Origin of the sequence: Thermogemmatispora sp. (genome assembly GCF_019683755.1) — a bacterium.
Classification (GTDB): domain Bacteria; phylum Chloroflexota; class Ktedonobacteria; order Ktedonobacterales; family Ktedonobacteraceae; genus Thermogemmatispora.
In genome coordinates, this window is sequence record NZ_JADGHT010000030.1 from 1 (window position 1) to 23,501 (window position 23,501).

Below are 23,501 nucleotides of genomic sequence, written 5' to 3' on the forward strand. Positions count from 1 at the left end.
TCTTTATTTAGTATATCATACAGCCCAGCACCGATAGACTGAGCAGTTGGCGAGCGAGCAAGCGAGGCCATCAGGGAAGACCAGCCGTTGGCAAGATGAAGTCGCCCTAGCCCAGACCAGACCCAGCAAAGGCACGCCGGCCCATTGCCGTGCGCCTGTTATCCCAGGGGGCAGGCAGCAGCAACGGACCGGCGCCAGGGGTTGCCAGGGAAAGGTGTCTGCAATCAGGCGGCCTCTCTCTGCTCACGCCGCCCCGACCGGCAGCGGCACAGCGCGCTGAGGTGGAGAAGCGGCCTCTTGGAGGCTGCAGGCCTGGATAAAGGCCGAGAACACTCGGGCGCAGGCCGGAACCTGACGATAGATCTCCTCGGGATGACACTGCAGAGCCAGAACGAAGCGTTTCGTCGGCACCTCGATTGCCTCCACTACGCCATCTTCAGCACGTGCCGCGATACGCACCCCTTTACCTGGCTCCTTGACCGCCTGATGGTGAATGCTGTTCGCCCAGAACTCACGCTCACCAGTGATAGCGGCCAGGCAAGTGCCAGGTTCGACGAGTACGCGATGCACAACCTGGCTGCGGGGCAAATCCTGATTCATATGGCGCAAACTGCCAGCGTACTGGCTCTCCAAATCCTGATAGAGCGTCCCCCCCAGAGCCACATTGAGCAACTGCATACCGCGACAAATGCCGAGAATTGGCTTTTCCTCTCGCAAGGCCCAATGGGCCAGCGTCAGCTCGAACTCATCGAGAGCAGGATCAGTGTCGCCAAGGCACGGATGTGGCTCCTCACCATAGCGGCGCGGCTGAATATCTTGTCCACCGGGCAGAAGCAGCCCATCGAGACGAGAGAGCAGAGTCTCTAGCGCCGAGAGATCATGCATCAGTGGGATAAGCACAGGAACGCCCCCGGCATCCTCAACGGCATGGACATACGACCGATTATTACCATAGATCGGTCGCTGAGAGCCATGCCGGTGAGCCGGATGGCACGGAATGCCGATCAAAGGACGCATCGTTTTGACGCCTTTCATATAAGATTTCGCGCAAGAATAATGAGAGTTATAAAAACAGAAGAAGCGGAACGCTTGTGATGCGTTCCGCTTCAGAGGAGATGCCAGATACTACACAACGAAACGCATCGCTGCGCAACCATGCTTACGAAGCTCCAGCATTACAAGCTGGAGCCCGCTAATAAGCATAAGCATCTCCATAAGGCCCATAAAAGCACAGAAAGTCCGCGGAGCGAAAGCCAGGACGCGCGGACACTGCGGGTAGGAGACGCTCACGTGGTCGCCAGCGATAGCACGTTTCACGTTGTCCACCTCAAAAGGCTAACAATGTTGTCGGTTTGTTGCTAGTGATAGTCTATCCTCATTATAGGCAAGGCGTCAAGCCTGTTGTGTCATGCTATTACTTCTATGCTATTAGGCTACGCCCTTTCGCAGCCTGGGCCGCAGGGGCAGTCCAGGCTGCGAGATGCACGCTTGCTGCAGGGATCATGCAGGCAGCAGCGTAGCGCAGCAGCGGGCAGGACAGCGAGCGACTAACTGCCAAAGAGTACCGCCCACCATTGGGACCAGAAGCCAGCCTCAGAGGTGGCGGGAGCTGCCCGAGGCCGCGCAGGTGGCTGACTGGATGGCGGGCTGACGATCACCACTCGGTGCTCACCGGGCCGCACATAGCCTAGACGCTGACGGGCCTCGCTTTCAATGACAAAGGGATCTTTGTAGTAGGCGACCAACTTCTGCAGTTGATCGTGACGGGCCAGCGTCTGCTGATACTGAGCACGCGCGGCGGCCTCCTGCTCTAGCAAGCGACTATTCGACCAGGCCTGAGCGATCGAGCCGAGCAAGAGCGAAAGACAGATCAAGGCTGTGACCCAAATCAGACCGCGCGTGAACAGCACCTGGCGCCGTGCCTGACTGGCGCTGCTTCTCGCTCCGAAGCCAACCGCCGCGGTCACACTGGAACCGCTGCCATCTTGTCGGGGCATAAGTCGTCTTCTTCTCCTTGGCGTGTACTGCATGGTGGCCTACCTTCTTTCCTGCTTTTTGAGCCAGTGTCTGGAAGGCTACTTGTTACCGCCTAGCAAGACGCATCTGCAACGATGCTCTCTGCAAAAAAACTGCTGGCGATGCTCGGGCCAGAAGGTATGCTATGTAGAAATAATACACGATCTTACGCTCACGCGCGCAGCAAAGGGAGGAATCACGCACGGAAGAACGCTCGCCCTGACAATTGGGAGGACCCTGCTATACTGAACACACAAGCAGAATCATATCGTCGAGGAGGATCAGCGGCCATGCTGTTATCAGCTCTCGCACCAGGAGACCAGCCCCCCGCGCATACGCGTTCGCTTAGTGCTGTCTCGCCGGAGCGTGACTTACCCCCCTGCTTAGACTACATCTGGCAGACCTACTTTGGTGACATCCCGCGCGTCAATGAGGTGCAGATTGCCTACTGCCAGCCCTGGAAGCGCCGCCTGGGACTGATCCGGCTCGCCGAGGAGAGCGGTATCACCTTTATTGGTATTAATGCCCTGCTCCAGCATGAGCTGGTACCAGAGTATGTGCTGCTCATTACAATCGCCCACGAGCTGGCCCACTATGCCCACGGCTTCGGTTCGCCCCTGCCACGCCGCTATCGCCATCCGCATGCCCATAATGTCGTGAATCACGAACTGGATCAGCGTGGCCTGCATGAAGAGCGTCGCCTCTGCGATGAGTGGATTGACAAACAATGGTTTGCGTTTTATGATATGATACAACAATCGGGTTGGATAGAGGCCCGGGTCAGGCATCTAGCGCACTCATCTTCAGCGGGGCTGGCTGGCTCTGAGCTGACTAATCAGGCAACCGACTAGCGAGGGCTGGAAAGAGAGTGTGCCAGAGCGCACTGCCTTGGTAGGGGTTGCGCTACAGCTACTTGCCTGCCTACCTGCTCGCCTGTCTGCTCTTCAGCCGGTCCCTAACGAACGAGTGCGCTCCGCTTCGTCCGCGTCACTCACCAATCTCTTTGACCTGCTTGCCAGTGCGCTATCAGCCGGTCTACTCGCTTGTCTTAGCCTCATGCCTGGTCTGGCCCTGGCTGGCAGGGATAGCCAGCGAGCCGGGCAAGCGGGTAGAGAGGGACAGAAGTGCACTGCAGCAGGCAAAAAACCAGGGTTAAGGCAGTTGACATTGCTTTGCGCCTGTGGTATAGTGAAGCTGACTCCCCGGACCAGTACCTCCCGGGTCGTCGATCCGTTTCCGGGTCCTGCAACCAAACGAGCTTTACTTCAGCACAGCAAACGTACGGTCACCACCTGTTCACGGGTTTTCAGAGACGGAAGCCTGTTATGTACCTGTTCCCACCAGCAGCCTTTATGAAATCTAGGTTCAACCAGAAAGGAGAGGGGGCGTGTTCTTTCCCAAAAGGACATAATTCGCCCAACGCAACGTGAACATCGCTGAGCTAGAGACCAAAACGATCGCAGAGTTGCGCGAGATTGCTCGCGACCTCGAACTTTCCGGCTACACAACCCTCAAAAAACAAGACCTCATTTTCCGGCTTCTTCAGCAGCATACCGAGCAGCAGGGCAATATCTTTAGCGCTGGCGTGCTCGAAATTGTGGAGGATGGCTTCGGCTTCCTGCGTCAGGAGCGCTTTCTGCCGGGAAACATGGATGTCTATGTTTCCCAGTCGCAGATCCGCCGTTTCGGCCTGCGCACCGGTGATATGGTGACCGGCCAGGTGCGTCCGCCGAAGGATAACGAGAAGTACTACGGCCTGCTGCGCGTGGAGGCGATCAATGGCATGAACCCGGAAGATGCGAAACGGCGTCCCCATTTCGATAATCTGACGCCCATCTTCCCACGCGAGATGTTCGATCTGGAAACTGGTCCTACGAACATCGCCGGTCGCCTCATTAACCTGGTCGCCCCCATCGGTCGCGGTCAGCGTGGTCTGATCGTTTCTCCTCCCAAGGCCGGTAAAACTATGCTCCTGAAGGCCATCGCCAATTCGATCACCGAGAAATACGACGATGTCCATTTGATGGTGGCCCTCATCGGTGAGCGCCCTGAAGAAGTGACGGATATGAAGCGCTCGGTGAAGGCCGAGGTAATTAGCTCGACCTTCGATGAGCCGACCGAGGCCCATACTCGTGTGGCCGAAATGGTGCTGGAGCGCGCAAAACGCCTGGTTGAGGGCGGACGCGATGTGGTGATCTTGCTCGATAGCATCACTCGCCTCAGCCGCGCCTATAACCTGGCTGTCCAGCCAAGTGGCCGTACGCTGACTGGCGGCCTCGATCCCAGTGCCCTCTTTCCGCCCAAGCGCTTCTTTGGCGCCGCACGTAAGGTCGAGGAGGGTGGCAGCCTGACTATCATCGCGACAGCTCTGATCGATACCGGTAGCCGTATGGACGATGTGATCTACGAAGAGTTCAAAGGCACCGGTAATATGGAGCTGATTCTGAATCGCAAGCTGGCTGAGCGCCGTGTCTTCCCGGCCATCGATATCAGCCTCTCTGGTACGCGCCGCGAAGATCTGCTGCTCGATGAGAAGACGCTGCGTGCCGTCGTGCTGATGCGCAGAATGTTCTCAACTCTGGCTGAGCAGCGCGGCCTGGAGGCTATGGAGGCTCTGCTGCAGCATATGGCTAAGACGCAGAATAATATGGAGTTCCTGGCTACTCTGAATAAGAGCATCTTGTAGTAAGGCTATAAGTCTAGTTAGGTAGGGGACTGCCCTTTGGGGCTGCAATTGTGGATTCCTGCTTCTCTCTGCCGGCTGGTGGCGCCAGCCATGTCGGCTTCCGCCTGTCTACTTCGCTAGCGTCGCTACGGCGTTGTGCTGTGGCGCTGTGGCTGTGTGGACACTGTGGGCACCGTGGCACTGTCACACCGTCGCATCGTCGCGCGGCTCGGCTCATGGTCCTCTCGACAGTGTCCCTTTGTTCGACCGGTCCGCTCGGTCGCTTCTCTCCGCTCTTTTCCCTTCGCCTGCTACGAGGCGAGGTCATTGACGGGCCAGGCTCCGCCAGCTTCAGGCTGGCCGGTTGCTGCGCTGGGCAGGTGCTTTCTGCTGCTGGCTCTTCACGCTTCCGCAGGAGACAGGTGGGCCGATAGCCAGGCAACCAAGGCTGTGAGGGCAGCAGGCTCTACTCCTAACAGGGGCAAGGGGCTATGAACAGAAGAGGCCAGGGGCTCTCTCCGTCCCAGATGATAACGGGTGACCCGGCTACTCTGCTGACGCTGCTGCTGGAAGGCTACCACTAGACCCGAGGTGGTGTGGCTTGTCCGGGCAGGTTTGTACTTGCGCCGGCTGTTCGCGGCTGCTGCGCGCCAGTCCGGCTCGGTAACTGGCCTGGGCTGTCCTTGGTCTGCAAAGTCGGCAAAAGCCAGAAAGCAGGCCAATGCGGCCTTACTCCTTTTGTTTGCTGGCATCGCGTTCGAGGTCGCAATGGGCTACTCGGAGGGCCTCTTGATGGTGGCGAGACCCAGATGGCCTTACTTTCCTGATCTTGGTGCTTCCTGGCGTTGGCGACTGCCTTCAGAGGCTGATCTGATTGCGCTGGCGCTTCCAGGAGCATGAGTAGAATTGTGCTGAGGCCCCCAGGGGTCAAGCTGCTAGCAAGGGCCGAGGTTGGGGTGTCGTCTCAGTTTACCCATGAGCAGGTGGCTGACCGTGATAGCAAAAAAAGCGCGGCGGGCTGCTTTTCCCGCACAGCGCTCTTTTTTATGGGCTGACCTGCTACATTGCGGAGCGAGTCCACAGTGTATGGCCAGGCGTACCTTACGGGCAAGGCTGGCCCTCTTCTCTTTCTCTGGAGCTGCTGATGACCCCAGCCGCCTTCTTCCTTGCAAGCGGGAGGCCGCTTGGCTGAGAAGCTGCTAGAGGGTCACGCGTCGGCCACCGGCCGGCATGGTAAAGCGCAGGAAACCACCTTGGGCCAGGCGCGTGCAGACAACAGCTACAGTGTAGAGCGCCAGTAGCAGGACAGCCGTGCGCAGCTCATAGAGGGCAAACTGACCGAGGGTGAGGTGGGCTTCTCCGCTGGTGAAGAATCGCCAGAGAGCCGGGCCTTGTTGTACGCCTCCCAGGGCGTTGACGGCCAGCCCTAAGGTGAGGGAGATCACCAGGTCGATGAGGAAACAAAGCCCTGCTAGTAGGGGACCAAGGAGCCAGAAACGCCGGCTCATGCGCTCCCGCCGGGTTGACTGGATGCGATAGGTGGCCCAGATGGGGCCGCCTAGGTACTGCATGAACAGGAAGAGCAGGGGGAGGAGCACAAACAGCCAGTCAGGGAAGACCTGCGGGCTGATTAAGGCTCCCAGACGCCCCAGCGTGTATATCACGACCGCCTCGATGACACCACGTCGATAGCTGGTTTTGAAGAAGAGGCGTGGCTCCTTTTTCGGTGGTCTCTGTTGGGTCGGCGAAGAGGTTTTAGTGGCAGCCACAGTTCCCACCACCACAGCCGCAGCTCCCGCCTGTCCCGGCGACGAACTCCTCTCTGCCTCCAGCAGAGGCTACGCCAAGACGCTGGGCTGCAAAGATTGAGAGCAGACGTCGTACGTTCTCGCTCCCGCACTGCACACAGATTACTTCGTCGGCATGTTCGCGGCTGACCAAGAGTTCAAAGCGGGATTTGCAATCACCGCAGCGATATTCGTACAATGGCATGAGAAGCGACCTCCGCGTTGTTGCACAAGGAGAGGGGCAATGTAAGCATGCCACTCCTAATTGTAAAGGGAGGGTTAGAGGACCGTCAAGAATAGTTGGTCAGGAGGGGTTTGTTTGCTATGGCTCTGAGAATCGGTATTGTCGGCCTGCCCCAGAGCGGCAAGACGTCGCTCTTTAACGCCCTGACGGGCGCTCAGGCGCCCATTAGCGGCTATGCGACGCGGACAGTGCAGGCCAATACAGCGGTGGTGCAGGTGCCTGATCCGCGCCTGAAACCACTGGCGGAAATTTTCAAGCCTAAGAAGGTTACTTACGCAACGGTGGAGTTCGTGGACGTGGCAGGCATGGGCCAGCAGGATGAGGAGGCCCGTAAGGGAGGTTTGAGCGCTGAGTTTCTGGGACATATTCGCAACGCCGATGCTCTGGCAATTGTTCTCCGTACCTTTGTCAATGAGAATGTGCCTCACCCTCTCGGGAACATTGATCCGCTGCGCGATCTGGAGCAGCTCGATAGTGAGCTGGCATTGACCGACCTGGCAACCGTTGAGCGCCGTAGTGAGCGCACTGCAAAAGCGGCGAAGTCAGGTGAGAAGAAGTATCAGCAAGAGCTGGAGACGCTGGCACGACTGCAGGAGGCCCTGAGTAATGGGGTGCCAGTGCGCCGCTTGGAGCTGAATGCTCAGGAGCAGGCGCTTGTGAAGGAGCTGTTTTTACTGACAATGAAGCCGCGCATGTATGTGCTGAATGTGAGCGAGGATGTGCTGGCGGAGGCCGCAGCTCTGCTGGAGCAGATTCACCAGGGCGCCGCGCCTGCCCTGGAGACATTGGCTGGCGAGCTACGCGGTGTGGCGGCGGTGGCGCTGCGGGCAGGCGCTGAGGGGGCCGAGACGGTAGCGGTCTCCGCTCGTCTGGAGGCGGAGCTGAGCGAGCTGGCACCGGAGGAGGCCGCTGAGTATCTGGCTTCGCTTGGCCTGCCCAAGCTGGGCGCTGAGCGCGTGATTCAGGTCGGCTATCGCTTGCTCAATCTGATTACCTTCTTGACAGTTGGTGAGGATGAGGTGCGCGCCTGGACGGTAACGAAGGGGGCGAAGGCTCCCGAGGCCGCCGGGAAGATCCATTCGGATATGGAGCGTGGCTTTATTCGCGCCGAGATTACCCACTTTGATGATTTCATGGCCTGTGGCGGCTCTTTCGCAGCGGCGGCCCGCAAGGGTTTGCAGCGTCTCGAAGGCAAGGATTATGTGATGCAGGACGGCGACATCGCTCACTTCCGCTTTAACGTGGGTCGTTGAGACAAGAGCTGGCCGGCGCTGAGTGGTATCACAGTGCTGGTCAGCCCGATCTTTTCTTCTGGAGGGAAATTATGGCTTCGGTTGAGTACGATACCCTGAAGCAGGAAATCGATGAGATGGTGCCCGAGATCGTGGCCCTGCGGCGCGATCTGCACCAGCATCCCGAGCTGGCTTTTGAGGAGGTGCGCACCTCCGACATCGTAGCAGGCCGCTTGCGCGCGCTCGGTTTAGAGGTACAGACGGGGATTGCGAAAACGGGTGTGGTCGGTCTTCTGCGCGGAACTGCAGGAGAGGGAGGGCGTACGCTGGCCATCCGCGCCGATATGGATGCCCTGCCCATCCATGAATTGAATGAGATCGACTATCGCTCTACTGTCGATGGCAAGATGCACGCCTGTGGTCACGATGGTCACGTCTCAATTGCTCTGGCGGTGGCAACGCTTCTGAGTCGTCATCGCGATCAGTTGAAAGGCGCGGTCAAGTTTGTCTTCCAACCGGCTGAGGAGGTGATTGGAGGCGCCTCAGCTATGGTCCAGGCCGGCGTGATGCAGGGCGTAGACGGGGTGATCGGCTTGCATCTCTTTAGTGGCCATCCAGTTGGGCGCGTAGGGGTGCGCAGTGGCCCGATCTTCGCTGCCGCCGATCGTTTGGAGTTGCGTGTCAAGGGCAAAGGCGGTCACGCTGCTATGCCCGAGGGGGCGATCGATCCCGTGGTAGCCGCCGCTCAGATCATTCTGGCGCTTCAGACCTTGATTAGTCGCGAGACTTCGCCCTTTGAACGGGCGGTGCTGACCATCGCTAGTGTCCACGCTGGGTCAGCCTTCAATATTATTCCTGAGGAGGCCCTGCTGCAGGGAACGCTGCGCACCTTTGATGAGGGCTACCGCCAGCGCACTATCGAGCGCTTGCGCGAGATGGCACAGAGTATCGCCGCCGCTCACCGGGCAACATGCGAGGTTGAGGTGGCCGATGGCTGCCTGGCTTGTGTGAATGATCCGGCGATGACGGAGGTGGTACAGCGCGCGGCGGAGGCGGCGGTCGGCTCCGAGCGTGTCGATAGCGATGAACGCGTGATGACGACCGGCAGCGACGATATGGCCTATTTTCTGCAGGCTGTGCCGGGTTGCTATTTTATCGTCGGCGCGCGCAATGAGGAAAAGGGCGCTGTCTATCCTCATCACCATCCGCGCTTTAATATCGATGAGGAGGCTCTGCCTGTGGCCGTGGAGGTACTGGCTCGCACGGCCTTTGATTATCTGCGGCCCTAAAGGTTGCTGACAGGCCGGCTAGACCGGGCTAGACCGAGCTAGCCTGCACGTGGGTCTGATTCCAGTGGCGCTGGCGTGCAGAGTGCCGGCCTGGTCAGGGTTGGACTAGTGCGCTGCGGCTGCTGTTTCGCCCCCATTCAGGAGTTCTGCACGCTTTTCGCGCAGATACTGGGCCAGGACGGCAGGATCTTCTTTCTGCAGGGCGCGCTCTTTTAGCTCGGCCAGGACTAGCCCCCAGGCCTCTTTTGCTGGCAGATAGCGGCTGTCGCGTCCGAGTAGTTCAGCGAAGATGCGGCGCTCTAGCTCATGCCAGGCGGAGCGATCACGCCCATCCAATCCTTCGCTATCGAGCAGATAATCTCGGTCGCTGGTGTTGTTCTCAACACGGGCATGCAACGGCTGGAAAGCAGAGCGTAGCAGTTCTTCCATGCGTTGGAGATCGAGGGCGTCGGCGTCAAACCCCAGGGCCCCTACAAGCTGAACCTGGACAACCGGGCGCCGACGTTCCTCGACGCCTATGTAGCGCGGGCCTTCCCGCTGACAAAACTCAGCCAGCCGGGCATAGATGGCCTCGGGAGTCTCTAGACCATCAACGCGCAGTTCATGGCGGACAAAGGGCCGCCGGCTGTTGATGAGGTGCGTAGCTCGATGGTAGCTGGAACACGCCAGCTTTCCACTTGGCCGGGCCTGCGTGGTGTCGATCTCAACAAAGTAGTAGCCACGTTCGTGCCACTGAGCCTCTTCGGCGCTCCAGGTCTCGGGTGAGCCTGGATTGTAGATCCAACCGTCGAATTCGTAGGGCTTATGAATGTGACCTAGGGCAACATAGTCGATGTAGGGGCGCAGAGGCTGAAAGTGGCTCAGCGATGGCAAGCCTTGTAGACGTGGTACTACTCCCTCGATACCGGTATGCATAACGAGCAAGCGATATTCGAGGTCGGCGCTCTCGGGACGGGCGTGTTCGGCGGCTAGAGCCTCAGCCAGCCCCTCGAGGCAGCGCAAGGTTGCCGATCCTTGCCAGGGTAGACCATAGACACGCAGCCGTCCCCCTAATAGGTCGACATGCGAGCCAAGCATAGTGCGCCTGTCCCAGGGCGCGATGACAGGTGTGCCTCCACGCATCTGTGGCGCCAGCAGGGTTAAATAGCCTTGATGACAGAGAAACTGCAGCCAGGAGATGCCTTCGCGATAATAGCTGCGGTCGTGGTTGCCTTCGACCGCAATCACGGGGATGTTGCGCTCCCGTAGACGCCGCAGTCCCTCGATGGCTTGCAGCAGAGTGCGGGCATCAATGGAACGCTTATTGAAGAGGTCGCCCGCAATGACCACGAAATCGACCTGACGCCGAACCGCCTCATCCATGATCTCCCAGAAGGCGCGGGCAAAGTCGTTGAAGCGCTCGCTGACGCCATATTGCTCGTATCCCAGATGGATATCGGCGACATGAATAAAGGACGCTCGCACGCTGAGGACTCCTCCCTAGGCTACTTGCTGATCCGTTGGCTACATGGCTTGACTGGCCTGACTGGCTATCCCTGGCCGGGTGACGCTTCAGGTCGGGTCTAGGCTGGTCCGGTCATCATGGCCCGAATAGCCGCTGCTACCAGAATGAGCGTGGCGATGCTGAAGATGAGGACATCGCGCCGGATGTTTTTGCCGCTGGAGCTGTAGGTGAGGGCCACAGGCAGAATAAAGACGACGATGGCCCCGTAGACGTAGTGGAGCCAGTAGAGGCCCGTGCCGGTACCAGGACGCAGCCCCATGAGGACCATGACGATGCCTAGCAGGCCCTGCAGGGCCGCGACGCAGCCTGTGACAATCAGAGCAATGCGCCAGGCTGGACTGAAGGTCTCGGTTCTCTTCGTAAAGAAGAGGATAAAGCCCCAGATGGTTGTGATAGCACCTGTCGCCAGGACAAGAAATTGATTCCAATAATGGAGTGTGATGAAAACCTGCGCCATCGTATACCTAGCACAACCACGACCGATAGGCTTGCCCAGACTGAGCCGGGCTGCAACGGCTTATGGTTGCGTCCTTTCACTTCATGAGCTTCTTAGCGTGTTGATGCAGAGCGGACGGGGTCACTTGCCCTAACTATAGCGCGCCCGTCCTGAGAAAAACAAGAGGAGCGCTGGCTTTGGGTTCTCAGCGGCACGGCTGGGCCACGTAAACGTCTGCTTTGACAGCCGGGAGTGTCTCACTCCACCTCTGCGAGCACAACATAGGAAAAGATGGGGAGATCTCCACGCGCTTCCCGGGCCGCTCGCTGATGACCTCGCGAGCCAGGAACCTCCAGAAGCATGATAGCTGCTTGTCTGCCAGGCAAGGTCACTCTAGTTTATGTAGCAACCCCGCACCCCTGCCTGCAAGGCGACAGCTAGCCCTGGCTGGTACGCAGGGGTCGTCAGCAGCAGCGGCGGAGCGTGTTCCTCTGTTCAGCCACGTGCTCAGCCCCGCCTGCCAGCGCCGCGCTTGGAACCTGCCCTCTCGGTTTATGGCCGGGCAGGCAACAGGGAGGCAAGCGCCTGGGCATAGGCTCTATAAGCCTCTTCGCCGTAGAGAACCATCATAACGTGCTTGAGAGAGGTCCGCTTCTGGAGGTGAGCAATGATCGTCTGCAGGGCTATAGGTGCGGCCTCATTAAGCGGGTAGCCATAGGCGCCTGTGCTCAGTGAAGGGAAGGCGATGCTCTGCAGACCGTACTGCTCGGCCAGATCAAGGCAACGCTGATAAGCGCTGGCCAGCAGACGCGGCGCATCGCGGTCCACTCCATAGATGGGGCCAACGGCGTGAAAGACATATTTCGCGCGCAGCCGACCTGCTGTGGTCGCTACGGCGCTGCCGGTTGGGCAGCCACCGATTTTGCGACATTCCTCCATAATCTGTGGGCCACCGGCACGATGAATCGCCCCATCGACCCCCCCGCCTCCGGCCAGAGCCGAGTTAGCGGCATTGACAATGGCATCCGCTTCAACCTCGACAATATTGCCCTGCATCAAAGACAGCTTTACCCCGTTGATGATCCGCGTCTCACGCTCTTCTAGCATATGGTCATCCTTTCTCTCATCTCGCCAGAGGACTAGCCTGGCGCGTCTGGTCTTACCATGAGACATAGCAGGCAGGCCTCTCCTGGAGGGAGGAATCTTCTTTGACCCACTCTCGTAGTGTGAGATCTCCCCTTCTCCATTGTGACTGATAGCAGAGGGCCCTGACAAGCACGTCGACCGGGAAGGATAGCACCAGCTCTCTCCTCGTGCTTCCCGCCCGCTGTGCGAGAGGAGAAGCCTAACCGCCTGTTCCAAGCCCCGATCCACCACCAGCCAGGAGCCGCAGGCGTTCTTGATTGATAATCAGCACGCGCCCCTGACGAGCGGAGATGGCCCCAGCAGCTTCTAGCTCCTTGAGGGCGCGTCCCACCACTTCGCGCGCTGTGCCGGCCATAGCCGCCATCTCTTGCTGAGTTAGGCGGCGCGCCTGACGGCCCTCGGCTAAGGCCTGCTCTTGCTCTAGTAGAATACGGGCAACACGCGCCGTGACATGCCGAAAGGAAAGGTCCTCGACTAGGCCCACGAGATGGCGCAAGGCCAGGGCCAGGGCAGCAATGACCCCCTCAGCTACCGCAGGCCGCTCTCTGATGAGCCGGCGCAGCTCTTCGCGACCGATCATATAGATGGTGCTCGGCTCCAGGGCCGCTACATTGGCAGGATTGGGCCCACCATCCAGCGCAGGTACGTCGTTAAACGTATAGCCGGCGCTGATGAGGCGCAGCACCTGCTCTTTGCCATCGGGCGAGAGCTTGAAGACCTTGACCAGGCCGCTCTGCACATAGTACAGGGCTCCGCCGTGATCCCCCTCCATGATGATCAGTTCGCCACGCGCGTAGTGCCGCTCCCTGGTGACAGCCGCTACGCGCGCCAGGTCTTCAGCTCCCAGGCTAGCAAACATCGGTATGCGGCGTATCGCCTCCTGACCGACCGCCATATTCTCCTCACTCGGTAGCTCATAGAGTCATCCTAACTAGAGCGAACAGATGCGACAAAAGTTACTGTCTCGCCGAACTCCGACCTGTACACTTAGGATTGTAGCGTTCATGAGCGATCTCTGTGAATGTCAGACGCTCGGTAAGAGTACTGAGCTGGAAAGGAGGCTTATGAAGACTGCACAAGAGCAGGCTCAGCTCTGGCGTCAGCAGGCGACAGCCCTGCTGGATGTGCGCCCCGATCTGGAACGCGGCGATGAGCCTTTTGTACGCATTATGGAGGCGGCTACCCCTTTGAAGGTGGGGGAGACACTGGTGCTCGTGGCACCCTTTGAGCCGGTACCCCTCTATGGGGTCCTGGGCGGGCGTGGCTTCCGTCATGAGACGGTCTGTTTGGCCCCCAATGAGTGGGTGGTACGCTTCACACGCGAGGAGATGCCCGCTGGGCAATGAGTTAGGAGGAGGGAAGGCAGGTAATGAGGCTATTGCCGATGGCCGGTGATCCCTCTGGCTCTGGCGCCAATATGAGCCTGCGCACGGGAACTTTTAGAATCAGGGACCAGCAAGCCGGCTTGCCGGGACTGATGGGACGGCGCGGGGTGCCGCTCGGTGTGCCTCTGCCGTTCCTGGTCACCGGGAGCTGTCTGGCCGCGCTGGCCGGGCTGCTCTTCCCCTTTGTGCTGCCCGAGGCCTTGGTCAATCGCGGTCAGCCACATGTCCTGGCTCTCGTTCATACAGTCACACTTGGCTGGCTTACAATGACCATCCTGGGGGCTTCGCAGCAGCTAACGCCCGTGATCGCCGTCACTCCTCTGCGCTTGACAAAGCTGACACCGCTGGTCTACCCGCTCTACCTGAGCGGCGTGCTGGCCTTGCTGGTCGGTTTCTGGTTCTTTCTTCCCTGGTTGCTTGTCCTCGGCGGCTCTCTCGTGATTGTGGCCGTCCTCTGCTACGTGGCCATTCTGATGACAACCTTGCTCTTCGCCAGCAAGCGCCCGCTCACAGTCTTCTACCTGTTCAGCGCCTTGCTCTACCTATGCCTGGTTGTTGGCCTAGGCATCACAGCAGCGCTCAATTTTGTCTATGGCTTCCTGGGCCTGGGGGCGTTGCTGGTGCTGCCGCTGCATGTGACGCTGGGAGTAGCCGGCTGGTTGACGAACACGCTGGTGGGCGTTTCCTATACGCTGGTGCGTCTCTTCGCGCTGGTACACGACCACGATGATCGCCTGGGGTGGGCCGTGCTGGGGCTTCTGAACCTGGGCATTGTGAGTTTGGCGCTTGGCCTGCTCGGGGGAGCGGCCTGGATGACCTTGCCCGGCGGGCTGATGCTGGCAGTCAGCGCCTGGCTCTTCGGCTGGGATTACTGGCGCATGCTGCGTCGCCGACGGAGGCGTCCGCTCGACGTCACCCAGTATCACGGGATTGCTGCCCTGGTCTGTTTTCTGGTCGCAGCGACGGCGCTGCCCGCGCTGATGGTGGGAGGCAGCTCTCTGGCTACCTGGCCTGTGGCCCTCCTTCTCTGCCTGCTCATTGGCTGGACCGGTCAGAGCGTAGTCGGTTACCTTTACAAGATCGTCCCCTTCCTGGTCTGGCACAGTCGCTACGGACCGCTGGTCGGTCATCAGAAGGTGCCGCTGATGCGCGAGCTGGTGCATGAACGGCTTGCCTGGGCCTGCTTCTGGTTACTTAATGCGGGCCTGATCCTGCTCATCCCGGCCAGCATCCTCGGCTGGGACGGCCTGCTACGCCTGGGAGCAGCCTTTGTCGGGGGCAGCCTCTTGGGCGCAGCTTCCAATGTGTTTGGTGTGGTTCGTCACCTGGAATGGAAATTGAGCACCCTGCGCAGCTAAGAGCAGAGCGATGCTCTCAGGCACTCACTCGCTCCCATCGGCTCATCTACTTCCTTCCACAGCTCAAGACCCGCTGGGGCGGCCCGGCAGTCCACGCTGTCAGGCCAGTCCCAGCAAGCGCCGTCCTTCAGGGGTGAGGCGCGCCGGCGTCCAGCGCGGTTCCCAGACCAACTCAATTTCGCCACCCGTCAGCTCAGGAATATGAGCCAGCGCCGCCCCCACACCATCGGCCAGCGACTCATGCATCGGACAACCAGGGGTTGTGAGGGTCATGCGAATGGTCACGAAGCCCTCGGGCGTGAGCTGAATGCCGTAAATGAGGCCCAGATCAACCAGATTCACCCCCAGTTCAGGATCATCCACAGTGCGCAAGGCCTCGTAAATCTCCCGCTTGACGCGCTCGATGCTTTCTTCATCAAGCATAGTTTTGCATCAGCCTCTCTTTCTGGCAGCGAAGACTCATGGCGAGCCTGGACAGAGAGCGCTGCTCCACTGTCTCCGTGGCTATGCCCCAGGCGAGGGACAAGGCCGATCAGCCCAGCCGAGGACAGCAGAGCAGCCGCAGCTCACCGTCATCACACTGCCAAGTATAGGGCGCCAGCGGCAAGCCGGGCTGCGACAAAAGTCACGGTATTTCTCCGGCTAGGTTGCCATACTGGAGAGCAGAGAGGCATCTGCCCGGTCAGGAAAGCGCAGATCACCCCCCGGTGTGGTTCCTGGCCTCGTTAGTGAGGCAGGCCTCTCCTCTCGTCAGTCTCACCAGGACAAGCGAACCTTGAGGAGGAAAGAGCATAACCATCGCTTGCGCTCGATCCCTTGGCTCTTGGCCCTGGTTAAGATAAGAGGAGTGGAAAGCAACATGAGTGAAAATATCGCAGAAACACTTGACGTGCGCTCGCTCGTGCCGCGCGAGCGCCACCCGCTGATTTTCAGTCGCCTGGAGGCGCTCCAACCCGGCAGCGCTCTGCGTCTGATTAACGATCACGACCCGGCTCCTTTGCGCTACCAATTGATGGCCGAATACCCGGATGCCTTCGACTGGATACCAGAGCAGCAGGGACCGGAGGAATGGATCATTCGCATTGTCAAGCGTGCTAGCTGATCTCCCCAGTTTTTGCTGTTGACGACGAGGAGGGCGACCGCGAAGATAGCTTTAGCACAGGAAGGAGGAAGCAGGAGAGATGGAGCAGCAGGAAGAGGAGCAGGTTGGCCCCACTCAAGGGAGCGAGTCGGGGAAGCTCACGAGTCCAGGCCACTTCAAGGTCTTTGACCTGGCAGCCTCGGCCACTTTTCGCAGCGAGGGACCCGTGACGCGCACGCTCTGGGAAGGCGCCACGGCGCGGCTGCTACTGCTCGCCCTGAAGGCAGGCCAACAGCTCCACGAGCATCGTACCAGCTACGAAGCTCTTATACAGGTGCTCAGCGGACACCTCTTGTTCACGCTAGAGCACGAACGCATCAGCATGCGAGCGGGAACCTTATTGCACCTGGCGCCACACGTGGCCCATAGCGTTGAAGCGCTGCAGGATAGCCTTTTCCTGATCACGCTAATCGCCCCTTCTGCAAAGCGTCAGGCGGAGGCCCTCGCCACGGCCCTGGCACCAGAGAGCGCTGCCGAAAGGCAGCAGGAGCAGGGAGGTGAGGAGTGATGTCGATGGCAGATGCTACCCCATTGACGGGCAAGGTCAGCTCCGCCAGAGCCAATGAGCGACCTCAAGAGCCATTCAGACTTGTCGCCCCTTTGCTGCGCGCTGCCCTGCTCATAGGTAGTGGTGGCGGCTTCCTGCTTGCGGCTCTACTGACCATCATGCAGGCTCTGGCCCTGCCAGTGGGAAGCTGGCGGAGCGCACTGGTGCAGGCTCACGGCCATCTCCAACTCTACGGCTGGGCAGCGCTCTTCGTCATGGGCGTCTCCTTCCACTTCCTGCCACGTCTGCGCGGCAGCGCTCTCCCGCTACCGCGACTGGTCCCCTGGATACTCGGTCTGCAGGTCGCTGGCCTGCTCCTGCGTGCACTGGCCCAGCCGCTGCTGTCCCTGACGGGCACCGGCCTCCTCTGGAGGTCGGCCCTGATCGTGAGTGGCAGCAGCGAAGGGCTGGCCCTGCTGCTTGCCAGCAGCGAGTACTTTCTCCTCCTGTGGCGAGGCCCTGCCCTAAGCACACGCAAAGCTTTCTTAAGTATCGCTCCACTGATCAGCCTGGCCGCACTCTCTCTGGCGGCGGCGGCCTGCCTGAACGCAATTAACATGCTGCAAGCGGCCACCCAGAGCGGCCTGGTGCTCCAGCCCGGCGACGACCTCAACGTCAGTCTAGGCCTTTTCGGCTTCCTTATTCCCTTTGCGCTGGCCGTTTCCGCCCAATCGCTCCCCATGTATGCCGGTCTGGAAGCCTTCCCGCGGCGTATCCTCTGGCCACTGGCCAGCATCTATTGGCTGGGCTTGCTCCTGCTCGGCCTGGGCCTAGGCCTCGCCAACGGCGACGATCCGGCCCGCCTGACTAACTGGCCACTCCGTTTTCTGGAAGGTCCCGGCCTGCTACTAATCGGCAGCGTCATCGCTAGCTTTGTTACCATCTTCATCAACATGATGCGCCGGCGTGGTCGGCTCCCCGCGCACGTGGCGGCGCTCTCACCAAGCCCGGAAGCCCTTGCGCGCGCCTACCGTCGCCACACCGCCCAGCAGGAGCAAACCTACGGTCCCTTTGTAGCCATCATCGCCAGTGCCTACCTGTGGGCCTTGTTCTCCGCCCTGCTGCTCATCGGCAACGGCCTCACCCTGCTCGGCGGTCAGGCCCTTCCCTTCAGCCTGGACGCAGGGCGTCACAGTTTAGCGATGGGCTTTATCACTCTGCTCATCTGCGGCATCGCACCGCGCATGGTACCTGGCTTCTCGGGTGGTCAGATCGCCTCACCACGCCTTGTCACGGCCACCCTCTGGCTTGGTAACTTGGCCAGCCTCCTGCGCGTCTTACCTCTGCTCCTCGCCCCATCTCTCATAACCCTCTGGCCCGCCAGTGGCCTCTTTCTCAATCTTCTCTTCGGTCTGTCGGGGCCTTTAGGACTAGCCACGGTTCTCTGTCTGGCCCGCAACCTCTGGCCAGCCCTGCATACAAAGAGCGCATAAGAGTCAACCAGACATGTCTGAAGAAGAGGAGGCCCAGACTCAGGAGCCAGGCAAGCTGTGCCGCGGCATCGTTGAGGATAGCCAGACAATTACACAGGAAGAGCCAAAGGCAGGGGGAGAGATGAGTAGAGACGGGTTTTGCAAATCTGGCCAGCAGGCAATCAGGGGTTGTCAAATAAGGAAAGGCAGACAGGGCAAACGGCCAGGCGTTCAGTCAAACGAGTAAACAGCAGCCCCGTGGCCTGCACGAGGAGGAGCAAGGTCAAGCGGGGCGGGGCTACGCCTTCTTATCTCGCCCCCTTTCCTGCTCCAGCGAGGGCGTGCCAGGGGCTAAGGGACCCAATGGCAGTGAGGAGAAGAGACGCACTACGAGTGACTACGACTACTTCTTGCTCTGAACGGCTTCGTTTAGCTCCTTACCAGCGGAGAAGCGCACGCGGTTCTTAGCAGGCACCTGAATCGTCTTCCCATCGCGCGGGTTGACACCCTTGCGCGGCGCACTCTTGCGGACCTTGAAGGAGCCGAAGCCGACCAGACGAACCTCATCGCCGGACTTGAGGGCATCGCGAATCACGTCCAGCGTCGTTTCCAGAATGACGCCTGCTTGCTTCTGAGAGATATCCGCCTTCTGAGCGATGCGCTTGGCCAGCTCCTGACGGCCAATCGTCGCAACTTCCTTCTTCTTCGCTGTTGCCATGGAGACCTCCTTACAACACAACTGTCGATGCAAGGCCGCTCTCGGTCTCGGCTCCGAAGACGCCGGGCCAGTCAAGCGGCATGACAACCTCACTGCCAAATAGAATATAGCACGCACTTTTCCGAAATACAAGCGGCTCGTCAAGCTTCAGAGCTAGGTTGTGAGGTTGAAGCCGCCTGGCAGGCCAATTCATAGCGAGCGAACAAGTAAAAAATTGGCTTGCCAGGCGGTGTGACAGCTCTACCATAGCCAAATTTCCTAGACGGCGGCATACAGAATCAGGCCATCATCTGTTCGCTCTTGCCTGACATAGCCGCCAAGGCGCAGATGCTCCAGATGAGATAGAATCTCAGCCACTGCCATGCGACGCGCCTCGTCATTCTTCAGGCGCGGGCCAAAAACCTGCTCAGCGAGCTGATAGGCATGCTGGGGACGCCGCCCGAGCAGCGAGAGGATCTCCAGCTCGCGCTGAGCGTGATGCCTGATCAGCTCGCGCACACGGCGCGCCAAGTTGCGGAACGGCTCCCCATGCCCTGGAAGGACCAGGCTGGCCGGAAGGTGGCGCACCTTCTCCAGCGACTGAATATAGTCCCCCAGCGGGTTAGCCCGGTTATATTCCGAATAGAGACCTATATTGGGAGTGATGCGCGGCAGCACATGGTCGGCAGCCAGCAAGAGGCCATCACGCTCGCGGAAGAGTACAATATGGCCATCTGAGTGGCCGGGCGTCCAGATGACGCGGTAGTGTTCCCCGGCCAGCGTGATTTCTGCGCCATCCTCGACGCAGGTAATAGCCTCCGCCGTAGGCACGCGAATCACAAAGTTTAGTACCTCCGGCGGCAACTGGGAGCTAACCGTCGGCTCCAGGGGCGGCATACCATGCGGCCTGAAAAACTGATTGGCCTGGGCGAACGAACGTTGATGCTCACCATGCCACATGGCCTGCATAATAGCCGCATCGATAGGATGCATATAGACGGTGGCGCCACTCTGCTCCTGCAACTCTGCCGATAGCCCAATATGGTCGGGATGATGGTGCGAGAGAACCAAGGCCCTCAGATCTCGCAACTCTAAACCGGCGCGTTCCAAGCCCTCGGCCAGAACAGCGCGGGCCTCAGGCGTACCCATGGCCGCATCCACCAGGGCCCAGCCATCACGACCTACCAGGGCGTAGATATTCACTGTGCGCAGAGGGAACGGAATGGGCAGAGTGATTTTCCAGACGCCACTGACCACCTCTTCGGTCCCTGGCGTTAGCTCGGCGGGATGTTTGGGACGCTCAGCAGCCGTTGCCCGGCTTTTGGTCGTATCGTCACTCAAGAGAGTCACCTTCACTCACCGCTCTCTCCAGCCGCGCAGACGGCCAGCAGCTTATTTTTCTACCTCCGCCCTATCGACACGACCCTCAACGCCTCTCCTCACCTTGCCTCTTGTGGCCTTCTGCTCCGCGACTGGGAGCTGAATCAAACAGACGCAGAAACGCTCAACCTCTCTGTAAAGCAGAGGCTGCCGGCTGGTCAGTGCCGTTTTTCTTCGTGCCTGCCGAGCGGCAGCGCGGTACCGTGCGCCTTGACCACGCCGGCAGCCTTATTGTGATTGTAGGCGCCGCCTTATGGCTGTGTCAACCAAAAGCCAGAGGATGATCTCGCGCAGCGAGGCCAGGCCGCCTGATCAGCCTGGCACTGGCTGGTTGTCAGTAGCTGCCGGGCCTGAGCCAGCAGAACCACCATAGCGGCGGAGCAGTTCGGCCCGCGACATCCAGACTTCTTGAGGATAACGACCATAGGTGGTGCCCCGAGCCAGACGGGCTTGTCCCTGCGGATGATAGAGCAGGAGCAAGCCGGTCATAAACATGCGATCGGCGCGACTCCACAGGTTACGCGGCCTCTCGCGCACGGTAAAGCCCAGACGTGGCGCCGCCTGGCTTAAGAGCGTCACCCCATAGATAGCGCGGACCTGAGCACAGGCCGGCGTTTGCAGCCAGGCTGCTACTGCCTGGAGATCAGTCCGCATCATGCGCAGCAGCTCCCACGGCGAGCGCTGGAGAGCGGCATCGCGTATGCGACGATTGACAAAGTGCAGCTCTAGCAATAGGTCGCCCCGCCCGATGCGCGTTCCATCAGGCAGTAGCAGCGGACTCCGGCCATGATAGCGCGTTAAACGGGCCTGAAATAGGCCATAGGACGCATTGGGCACTGGCTGTATCCCTAGTACAGCGAGCGTCAGCCTCTCCCAAAAGGTCCAGAAGCGCATAATTCCCTGGGCCTCACCAGCATGCGTCTTGCCCGCTAGTGACCAGACAGGACTGACACGGCCCCGGCTGGACCTTTGCTTGACCCCCTGACCAGATCGCTGGCGGCTCTCGTGAAGGGGGCCTGTCACTGGCCGGCTCTGAGCCGAGGCCTGCTCATTAGCAACACCTGCAGGCTCTCGCATGGCACGCTGCTCGCGCACACGCAGCACCAGAACCGCCCCCAACAGCAGGAAGAAAGCCGCCAGCGCAAAGACCAGGCGGTAACCTAGCGCCGTCTGCTCCTGACTGGCAGCCAAGCTGATGACCAGGCTACCGACCAGCGGCGCCAGCGTCAAGGGCAGGTTAGAAGAGGCTCCCCATAGACCTAGATCCTTGGCGGCCATCTCCAGCGACGGCAGCGCATCAATAGCCAGCGCCCAATCGACACTGGTATAGGCGCCATAGCCGAGGCCGAAGAGCAGTCCCAAAGGCCAGAGCGGCAGCGCCGCCGGCGCCACCACAAAGGCCAGAGCTGGCAGCCCCATCACCAATGTAGCCAGGCAGACGAGCGGAGCCCGGCGGAAACGGTCTGAGAGCATCCCCAGACCAAGTGTGCTCAACAAGGCTCCCACCAGCGCCAGAGTCGCCACTGCTGCCGTCTGCTGAACGAAGTTGGAGACGCGCGCCACATTGGCAAAGTAGTACTCGATAAAGGTCATGAACAAGTACAGGCCCATCATGACACAGAAGCGCGTCATGAAGACAATGGTAAAATTAGCGCTGCGCCAGGGAGCGACCCAGTTGGTGACCAGCCAGTGGCGTAGCCCTTGCCAGGAGCGAAGCCGGTTTTCGGCCTGCGCAGCCGGATGATATGGCACCTCGTGCACACCGAAGGCGGTCACTACAATGCCGAGCAGCATAACCAGATCGGTGACCACATAGTAAATCAGCGCTCCTCTCATAATCAGAGAAGCGCCGAGCGATCCCAGACTGACGCCACCAAGCAGCCAGGCGGCCAGGCCCAGGCTGCCGACATTGCCCAAGATCGTCATCAGCCCCATATAGCCAGAAGCCTCGCCACGTTGGTCCTCGGGCACCAAGTCCGGCAGTAAGCCCTGATATGCGGCCCATACCACATTGCTTGCGAACTGGAAGAGTGCCAGCCCGATCACCAACAGGGCTGCGCTGACGGCCCCTGCCAGCAGCAGCGCGCTCATTAAGGTCAGCGCTCCCCCAACGACAATGTAGGGCCGCCGTCGACCAAAGGGGCTACTGGTGTGATCCGAAAGCAGGCCGACGATGGGGGGCACTACGAGCGAAAAAAAAGCGCCCATCGCTGATAGCCAGCCCAGAAAGGTCGCCTGCTCGGCGTTACCAACCTGGCCCGGAGCCACAAATAGCAAGATCTGGGTCGGGATCACAATCGGTAAGAGAGCAGCAGATTGAATATTCAGGCCGAGCCAGAGGAAACTGAGAACGAGCTGTTCACGAACCGTTAGATGATGCTGAGAGATGCGTGCATCCATACAGAAGACCGCCTTTATGTCCTGCTGCAGGGCCGCGAGGAGAGCGGCTCGCGCTTTTATTATACTACCTGGTCGCCTGCCTGGGTCAGATCACCAGTGGTTTAGAGGTAGAGGTTGCAGGCAGACAGACAGACAGGTAGACAGACATGCGAGCAGACAGACAGAGAGACACCATCAGTGCTAGAATAGGAGGGATAAGAAGAACAGGAGGAAGGATCACAAGGACATACATCGTTGAAAGAGTAGACACATCTGCCCATCTATCTGACACTATCCTATGTTGACCATACCGGAGGCTTCGTCATGAGCCAGAGTAGCACTGATCTGCCTCAGTTCTGTGGCCAATGTGGTCATCGTCTCCACAGTAGTGGAGTCTGCATCAATCCCCAATGCGCCCTTTACAATCAGCGGATTGTCGACCAACTAAGCCAGCTAGCCACCAGCGACATATCGACAGTCCTCCAGGGCCATCAGACCCCCATACCACCCTCTGCACAGAGCGAAGGGGAGCAGACGGCTGTACCTCCCCCGCCACCCGCTGCGAGCTGGCAAGCAGTGATCGGCTCTTCTACGCCTATCCCGTACGGAGGCCAGCCTACGCCGCCCTCGGTCCTTACTCCCCCATCTTCTTCGCCGCCCTCAGCGCCAGCGAGTCGGCGCCAGCCAGGCGGCCTCTACATCGGCCTCATCGTACTGCTGAGTCTGCTGCTCCTGATTTCACTGATCTTCAATTTTACAAAGATGGGCAGCAGTCCCCAACCGAGTGCCCCCACATCCTCTAATGCAGGGACCGGAGCGACCCAGGGAAGCCAGGGCCAGGGGTCGACATCACCCAGCGGCACAGCGACCACCTCGTCAACCG

22 protein-coding genes and 1 pseudogene are annotated in these 23,501 nt (G+C 59.8%); 11 read left to right on the forward strand and 12 right to left on the reverse strand.

Annotation, left to right across the window (positions count from 1 at the left end; translation table 11 throughout):
* Positions 1 to 243: 243 nt before the first annotated feature.
* Both IRZ24_RS04005 and IRZ24_RS04010 read right to left on the reverse strand, forming a co-directional pair.
* The gene (locus tag IRZ24_RS04005; RefSeq protein ID WP_297160658.1) at positions 244 to 1,017 is read right to left on the reverse strand and encodes a gamma-glutamyl-gamma-aminobutyrate hydrolase family protein; all 774 of its coding nucleotides are present in this window, start codon (positions 1,015 to 1,017) and stop codon (positions 244 to 246) included.
* A 530-nt stretch (positions 1,018 to 1,547) separates the two neighbouring features.
* Positions 1,548 to 1,997, reverse strand: coding sequence for a septum formation initiator family protein (locus IRZ24_RS04010; RefSeq protein ID WP_297160659.1), 450 nt, complete (start codon positions 1,995 to 1,997; stop codon positions 1,548 to 1,550).
* 309 nt (positions 1,998 to 2,306) lie between these two features.
* Here IRZ24_RS04010 and IRZ24_RS04015 point away from each other — a divergent pair, with 309 nt between their 5' ends.
* The 3 genes from IRZ24_RS04015 (at position 2,307) to IRZ24_RS04025 (ending at position 5,736) form a co-directional block, all read left to right on the forward strand.
* Complete coding sequence (locus IRZ24_RS04015) at positions 2,307 to 2,867, forward strand: hypothetical protein (RefSeq protein ID WP_297160660.1); 561 nt, start codon at positions 2,307 to 2,309, stop codon at positions 2,865 to 2,867.
* Positions 2,868 to 3,442: 575 nt separating this feature from the next.
* Positions 3,443 to 4,702: a transcription termination factor Rho gene (gene rho / locus IRZ24_RS04020; protein WP_297160661.1), complete on the forward strand. Its 1,260-nt coding sequence runs from the start codon at positions 3,443 to 3,445 to the stop codon at positions 4,700 to 4,702.
* Positions 4,703 to 5,577: 875 nt separating this feature from the next.
* Positions 5,578 to 5,736, forward strand: coding sequence for a hypothetical protein (locus IRZ24_RS04025; protein WP_297160662.1), 159 nt, complete (start codon positions 5,578 to 5,580; stop codon positions 5,734 to 5,736).
* Between the two features lie 144 nt (positions 5,737 to 5,880).
* Here the strand turns inward: IRZ24_RS04025 and IRZ24_RS04030 are convergent, their stop codons facing one another.
* Positions 5,881 to 6,465 carry a hypothetical protein gene (locus IRZ24_RS04030; RefSeq protein WP_297160663.1) on the reverse strand — a complete coding sequence of 195 codons (585 nt, stop codon included), beginning with the start codon at positions 6,463 to 6,465 and terminating at the stop codon, positions 5,881 to 5,883.
* On the reverse strand, positions 6,437 to 6,673 hold the full coding sequence (locus tag IRZ24_RS19745) for a zinc ribbon domain-containing protein (RefSeq protein ID WP_366914229.1): 237 nt from the start codon (positions 6,671 to 6,673) through the stop codon (positions 6,437 to 6,439). Before IRZ24_RS19745 ends, IRZ24_RS04030 begins: the two co-directional genes overlap by 29 nt.
* A gap of 119 nt (positions 6,674 to 6,792) precedes the next feature.
* Between IRZ24_RS19745 and ychF the strand changes: the two genes are divergently transcribed.
* Positions 6,793 to 7,965, forward strand: a complete 1,173-nt coding sequence (gene ychF, locus IRZ24_RS04035; protein ID WP_297160664.1) for a redox-regulated ATPase YchF — start codon at positions 6,793 to 6,795, stop codon at positions 7,963 to 7,965.
* Complete coding sequence (locus IRZ24_RS04040) at positions 7,962 to 9,233, forward strand: M20 family metallopeptidase (RefSeq protein ID WP_297160665.1); 1,272 nt, start codon at positions 7,962 to 7,964, stop codon at positions 9,231 to 9,233. Before ychF ends, IRZ24_RS04040 begins: the two co-directional genes overlap by 4 nt.
* A gap of 105 nt (positions 9,234 to 9,338) precedes the next feature.
* On the opposite strand, the gene IRZ24_RS04045 is transcribed toward IRZ24_RS04040, so the two are convergent.
* The 4 genes from IRZ24_RS04045 to IRZ24_RS04060 all read right to left on the reverse strand — a co-directional run bounded on the left by IRZ24_RS04045 (position 9,339) and on the right by IRZ24_RS04060 (position 13,214).
* A complete protein-coding gene (locus tag IRZ24_RS04045) occupies positions 9,339 to 10,697 on the reverse strand; it encodes a DNA repair exonuclease (protein ID WP_297160666.1) in 1,359 nt (452 codons plus the stop codon).
* 98 nt (positions 10,698 to 10,795) lie between these two features.
* Positions 10,796 to 11,194, reverse strand: a complete 399-nt coding sequence (locus IRZ24_RS04050) for a hypothetical protein (RefSeq protein ID WP_297160667.1) — start codon at positions 11,192 to 11,194, stop codon at positions 10,796 to 10,798.
* 531 nt (positions 11,195 to 11,725) lie between these two features.
* Complete coding sequence (locus IRZ24_RS04055; protein ID WP_297160668.1) at positions 11,726 to 12,280, reverse strand: O-acetyl-ADP-ribose deacetylase; 555 nt, start codon at positions 12,278 to 12,280, stop codon at positions 11,726 to 11,728.
* Between the two features lie 238 nt (positions 12,281 to 12,518).
* Positions 12,519 to 13,214: a Crp/Fnr family transcriptional regulator gene (locus tag IRZ24_RS04060; protein ID WP_297160669.1), complete on the reverse strand. Its 696-nt coding sequence runs from the start codon at positions 13,212 to 13,214 to the stop codon at positions 12,519 to 12,521.
* A 169-nt stretch (positions 13,215 to 13,383) separates the two neighbouring features.
* Here IRZ24_RS04060 and IRZ24_RS04065 point away from each other — a divergent pair, with 169 nt between their 5' ends.
* Complete coding sequence (locus IRZ24_RS04065) at positions 13,384 to 13,665, forward strand: DUF2249 domain-containing protein (RefSeq protein WP_297160670.1); 282 nt, start codon at positions 13,384 to 13,386, stop codon at positions 13,663 to 13,665.
* A 23-nt stretch (positions 13,666 to 13,688) separates the two neighbouring features.
* The gene (locus tag IRZ24_RS04070; RefSeq protein WP_297160671.1) at positions 13,689 to 15,062 is read left to right on the forward strand and encodes a hypothetical protein; all 1,374 of its coding nucleotides are present in this window, start codon (positions 13,689 to 13,691) and stop codon (positions 15,060 to 15,062) included.
* Positions 15,063 to 15,161: 99 nt separating this feature from the next.
* On the opposite strand, the gene IRZ24_RS04075 is transcribed toward IRZ24_RS04070, so the two are convergent.
* Entirely contained in the window at positions 15,162 to 15,485 is a 324-nt protein-coding gene (locus IRZ24_RS04075; protein WP_297160672.1) for a metal-sulfur cluster assembly factor, read from the reverse strand.
* A 436-nt stretch (positions 15,486 to 15,921) separates the two neighbouring features.
* Here IRZ24_RS04075 and IRZ24_RS04080 point away from each other — a divergent pair, with 436 nt between their 5' ends.
* From IRZ24_RS04080 to IRZ24_RS04090, 3 genes are all read left to right on the forward strand, one after another.
* On the forward strand, positions 15,922 to 16,164 hold the full coding sequence (locus IRZ24_RS04080) for a DUF2249 domain-containing protein (protein ID WP_297160673.1): 243 nt from the start codon (positions 15,922 to 15,924) through the stop codon (positions 16,162 to 16,164).
* Positions 16,165 to 16,243: 79 nt separating this feature from the next.
* The gene (locus tag IRZ24_RS04085) at positions 16,244 to 16,711 is read left to right on the forward strand and encodes a cupin domain-containing protein (protein WP_297160674.1); all 468 of its coding nucleotides are present in this window, start codon (positions 16,244 to 16,246) and stop codon (positions 16,709 to 16,711) included.
* Positions 16,712 to 16,716: 5 nt separating this feature from the next.
* Complete coding sequence (locus IRZ24_RS04090) at positions 16,717 to 18,183, forward strand: hypothetical protein (protein ID WP_297160675.1); 1,467 nt, start codon at positions 16,717 to 16,719, stop codon at positions 18,181 to 18,183.
* A 382-nt stretch (positions 18,184 to 18,565) separates the two neighbouring features.
* Here IRZ24_RS04090 and IRZ24_RS04095 read toward each other — a convergent pair whose 3' ends face one another.
* The 3 genes from IRZ24_RS04095 to IRZ24_RS04105 form a co-directional block, all read right to left on the reverse strand.
* Positions 18,566 to 18,880, reverse strand: a complete 315-nt coding sequence (locus tag IRZ24_RS04095; protein ID WP_297160676.1) for an HU family DNA-binding protein — start codon at positions 18,878 to 18,880, stop codon at positions 18,566 to 18,568.
* A gap of 258 nt (positions 18,881 to 19,138) precedes the next feature.
* A complete protein-coding gene (locus IRZ24_RS04100; protein WP_297160677.1) occupies positions 19,139 to 20,200 on the reverse strand; it encodes an MBL fold metallo-hydrolase in 1,062 nt (353 codons plus the stop codon).
* A gap of 351 nt (positions 20,201 to 20,551) precedes the next feature.
* The gene (locus tag IRZ24_RS04105) at positions 20,552 to 22,639 is read right to left on the reverse strand and encodes an MFS transporter (RefSeq protein ID WP_297160678.1); all 2,088 of its coding nucleotides are present in this window, start codon (positions 22,637 to 22,639) and stop codon (positions 20,552 to 20,554) included.
* Between the two features lie 303 nt (positions 22,640 to 22,942).
* Here IRZ24_RS04105 and IRZ24_RS04110 point away from each other — a divergent pair.
* Positions 22,943 to 23,501: pseudogene (locus IRZ24_RS04110) on the forward strand (hypothetical protein); the annotation flags it as partial.

Excerpts from the sequence above, each read along its gene's own strand:
- IRZ24_RS04005 (WP_297160658.1), bottom strand. The coding sequence starts at position 1,017 with ATGCGTCCTTTGATCGGCATTCCGTGCCATCCGGCTCACCGGCATGGC.
- IRZ24_RS04010 (WP_297160659.1), bottom strand. The coding sequence starts at position 1,997 with ATGCCCCGACAAGATGGCAGCGGTTCCAGTGTGACCGCGGCGGTTGGC.
- IRZ24_RS04015 (WP_297160660.1), top strand. The coding sequence starts at position 2,307 with ATGCTGTTATCAGCTCTCGCACCAGGAGACCAGCCCCCCGCGCATACG.
- IRZ24_RS04025 (WP_297160662.1), top strand. The coding sequence starts at position 5,578 with ATGAGTAGAATTGTGCTGAGGCCCCCAGGGGTCAAGCTGCTAGCAAGG.
- IRZ24_RS19745 (WP_366914229.1), bottom strand. The coding sequence starts at position 6,673 with ATGCCATTGTACGAATATCGCTGCGGTGATTGCAAATCCCGCTTTGAA.
- ychF (WP_297160664.1), top strand. The coding sequence starts at position 6,793 with ATGGCTCTGAGAATCGGTATTGTCGGCCTGCCCCAGAGCGGCAAGACG.
- IRZ24_RS04050 (WP_297160667.1), bottom strand. The coding sequence starts at position 11,194 with ATGGCGCAGGTTTTCATCACACTCCATTATTGGAATCAATTTCTTGTC.
- IRZ24_RS04055 (WP_297160668.1), bottom strand. The coding sequence starts at position 12,280 with ATGCTAGAAGAGCGTGAGACGCGGATCATCAACGGGGTAAAGCTGTCT.
- IRZ24_RS04060 (WP_297160669.1), bottom strand. The coding sequence starts at position 13,214 with ATGGCGGTCGGTCAGGAGGCGATACGCCGCATACCGATGTTTGCTAGC.
- IRZ24_RS04065 (WP_297160670.1), top strand. The coding sequence starts at position 13,384 with ATGAAGACTGCACAAGAGCAGGCTCAGCTCTGGCGTCAGCAGGCGACA.
- IRZ24_RS04070 (WP_297160671.1), top strand. The coding sequence starts at position 13,689 with ATGAGGCTATTGCCGATGGCCGGTGATCCCTCTGGCTCTGGCGCCAAT.
- IRZ24_RS04075 (WP_297160672.1), bottom strand. The coding sequence starts at position 15,485 with ATGCTTGATGAAGAAAGCATCGAGCGCGTCAAGCGGGAGATTTACGAG.
- IRZ24_RS04080 (WP_297160673.1), top strand. The coding sequence starts at position 15,922 with ATGAGTGAAAATATCGCAGAAACACTTGACGTGCGCTCGCTCGTGCCG.
- IRZ24_RS04085 (WP_297160674.1), top strand. The coding sequence starts at position 16,244 with ATGGAGCAGCAGGAAGAGGAGCAGGTTGGCCCCACTCAAGGGAGCGAG.
- IRZ24_RS04090 (WP_297160675.1), top strand. The coding sequence starts at position 16,717 with ATGGCAGATGCTACCCCATTGACGGGCAAGGTCAGCTCCGCCAGAGCC.
- IRZ24_RS04095 (WP_297160676.1), bottom strand. The coding sequence starts at position 18,880 with ATGGCAACAGCGAAGAAGAAGGAAGTTGCGACGATTGGCCGTCAGGAG.
- IRZ24_RS04105 (WP_297160678.1), bottom strand. The coding sequence starts at position 22,639 with ATGGATGCACGCATCTCTCAGCATCATCTAACGGTTCGTGAACAGCTC.